Source organism: Streptomyces solincola, assembly GCF_002982015.1.
Taxonomy (GTDB): domain Bacteria; phylum Actinomycetota; class Actinomycetes; order Streptomycetales; family Streptomycetaceae; genus Streptomyces; species Streptomyces solincola.
On record NZ_PVLV01000483.1, the window covers coordinates 198 to 3,337 of the forward strand.

At 72.9% G+C, this 3,140-nt stretch carries 1 protein-coding gene and 1 pseudogene; one reads left to right on the forward strand and one right to left on the reverse strand.

All coding sequences use genetic code 11. The features are described 5' to 3' along the window. On the reverse strand, positions 1-1,810 hold a 1,810-nt coding region (locus tag C6N75_RS25040; protein WP_105871156.1), incomplete at its 3' end, for an NHL domain-containing thioredoxin family protein. Between the two features lie 452 nt (positions 1,811-2,262). Between C6N75_RS25040 and C6N75_RS31835 the strand changes: the two are divergent. Continuing rightward, positions 2,263-2,942: pseudogene (locus tag C6N75_RS31835) on the forward strand (Tn3 family transposase). Positions 2,943-3,140: the final 198 nt, after the last annotated feature.

Here is a 3,140-nt window from a genome sequence, read left to right on the forward strand (position 1 = left end):
CGCCGTCCGCGCGGACGGCGACCGGGACGCCCCAGTCCTGCTGGTGGACATGGCAGGCGGGGTACTCGTTGGCCTCGTCGTCGTCGCAGGACGCGGCCATCGCCGAGACGTGCAGGACGCCCTCGGTGACGGCCGGGTCGAGGGTGAGGGTGCGGGAGAGGTCGGCGCCGGCGCCCGCGCCGTCGGCGATCAGCTCCGGCGGGGTGGCGGAGACCAGGAGCCGGGTCGAGGGCCCGTAGCGCTCGTCGAGCTTCTGGCCGGTGGGGGCGCGGAAGACGACGTCCAGGCGCAGCGTGCCGGGGGCGACGGCGGTGGCCTCGCGCCGGGTGCGGTGGGCGACCGCGGCCACCTGCACGGCCTGCTCCGGCAGGCGCAGCCGGGTCAGCTGGTGCCGGGCCGACTCCACCACCACGATGTCCTCGCCGGCCAGCACCGCGCCGCTGGGTTCGCGCAGGTCGGTGGCGAGGGTGCTGACCTGGCCCGAGGACGGGTCGTAGCGGCGCAGGGCGTGGTTGTAGGTGTCGCAGACCGCGACCGAGCCGTCCGGCAGGGCGGTGACCCCCAGCGGATGCTGGAGCAGGGCCCGCGCGGCCTCGCCGTCCCGGTGGCCGAAGTCGAACAGGCCGGTGCCGACAGCGGTGCGGACGCGGTCGTCCGCGTCCACCCGGCGCAGGGCGCTGGTCTCGGAGTCGGCGACCCACAGGCTCTCGCCGTCGGCACTGACCGCCAGGCCGGACGGCTGGGCGAACCACGCCTCGGCGGCGGGGCCGTCGACCAGGCCCTCGTTGGTGGTGCCGGCGGCGACGCGGACCGTCCCTGCGGCCGGGTCGTACGCCCAGAGCTGGTGCACGCCGGCCATGGCGATCCACACCTCGCCGCGCCACCAGGCGACGTCCCACGGGGAGGAGAGCGCCACCTCGCGGGCGGGGCCGGCGGTGGCGGAGCCCTGCCACCACTGGGCGCCGGTGCCGGCGACCGTCACGACCTCGCCGCTGTCGGCGTCCAGCACGCGCAGGGCGTGGTTGACGGTGTCGGCGACCACGACGCGGCCGTCCGGGAGCAGCGCGAGGCCCTGCGGCTCGCTGAACCGGGCGCGCTCGGCGGGGCCGTCGAGCAGACCGCGCTCCCCGTCGCCGTACGCCCTGAGCACGCTCTCTCCGTCGGCCGCGAGCCGCACCAGGCGGTGCCGCGTGGTGTCGGAGACCAGGAACGTGCCGTCCGGCAGCGCCAGCGCCTTGCCGGGGAAGCGGAGGTGGGTGGCGACCGGCTCCGGCGGTACGTAGGGCCCGTCGCCACGGCGCAGGGTGCCCTTGGCGGCGTGCTCGGCCTCCAGCTCGGCGACGAGCGTCGCGATCGCGGTGGCGTGGCCCTCGCCGGCGTGCTGCGCCACGACGTACCCCTCGGGGTCGATGACGACGAGGGTGGGCCAGGCCCGTACCGCGTACTGCTTCCAGGTGGCCAGCTCCGGGTCGTCCAGGACCGGGTGGTGCACCTCGTAGCGCTCGACGGCGTCCACCACGGCCCGGTGCTCGGCCTCGTGCACGAACTTCGGCGAGTGGACGCCGACGATCACCACGGTGTCGCGGTGCTTCTCCTCCAGCTCGCGCAGCTCGTCCAGGACGTGCAGGCAGTTGATGCAGCAGAAGGTCCAGAAGTCGAGGATCAATGTGCGACCTCGGAAGTCCGCGAGCTTCAGATCCTTCCCGCCGGTATTGATCCAGCCGCCCTTGCCGATCAGCTCGGGGGCGCGGACACGGGCACGCTTGCGGGGTGCCGACGCGGGGGTGGGCGCCGGGGCAGCATCGTTCATTCTTCAAGCTTGCCACTGGCCAGTGAATGCCAGATCACGGCCGTGCGACGCCGTTGTCCTGCGCGACTACGGGATCCGCTCCACCACGGACCGGCCTCCTTGGACGCCCCGGACGAACAGGGTGCCTGTGCGGCGACTCCCCGGGGGCGGGGCAAGCACGGACGCCGACACGTCCACGAAGCCGTGTTCCGTGGGTCGGAGTCGCGAGACACCCGCACGGTCGTGGTCATCGTTGGCCTTCCGCTTGCCCGGTCCGGTTGGCGAAGCGATGTTCTCGCCGCCGATCGGTCGGAACGACGACGCTTCGGGCGCCGCCTGGGCGTCACTCAGTGGGGTAGTGGGGTGTCAATGACGCCCTCCAGGGCGTCAAACCGGTGTCATTGCATGGCTGTTCGATCTAGCTTTGACGGCATGACCTGCTCCCCAGGCTGAAGAACGTCGGCTCCGCGCGGCTGTACCGGCCGACGGCCGGAGAGGACGAGAAGTGGCCGCACCTGGCGCCGGTGCTGTCGACCAAGACGATCGACTGGGACCTGATCCACCAGCAGTACGACCAGATCGTGAAGTACACCACTGCCCTGCGCCTGGGCACCGCCGAGGCCGAGCAGGTCCTGCGCCGCTTCACCCGCGGCGGTCCCAAGCACCCCACCTACCGGGCGATCGAGGAACTCGGGCGGGCGGCACGTACGGCGTTCATCTGCGACTACCTCGCCGACGCCGGCCTGCGCCGCGAGATCAACGACGGGCCCCAGGTCGTGGAGAACTGGAACAGCGCCAACCACGACCTGTTCTATGGCAAAGATGGCGACCTGACCGGCTCCGACAAGGATCCCAGGAGGTGTCCATGCTCGCCCTGCACCTGCTCCAGTCCGCGCTGGTGCACGTCAACACCCTGCTCCTCCAGGACATCCTGAGTGAGGAGAAGTGGCAGAAGCGGCTCACCGACGCCGACCGACGGGCCCTGTCCCCGCTGTTCTGGACCCACGTGAACCCCTACGGCCGGTTCGAGCTGGACATGAACTCCCACCTCGACCTCGCCGCCGCAGTGGCCGCGCTGCCGAGCCCTCGCACCGCGCCCGAGGGGGAATCCGCACGGTCCGCGATAGCCGGTGCGGCCGGGTCGGCAACCTGAAGACCACAGGCCCGGCGTCGCCGGCGGGCGGCTGGCGTTGACTCGCACTACGGGGCTGTGAGGGTGTCGAGCCGGGCGGCGAGGTCGGGGGGGGCGGCGGCCAGGGGGGGGGGATGAGGTCGGCGGGGGCCTCGTGGGGGGGGGCCGGCCCGCCTCCTGCACCAGCCCCCCCCCCGCCACCCCCTCCTGATCGGCCCG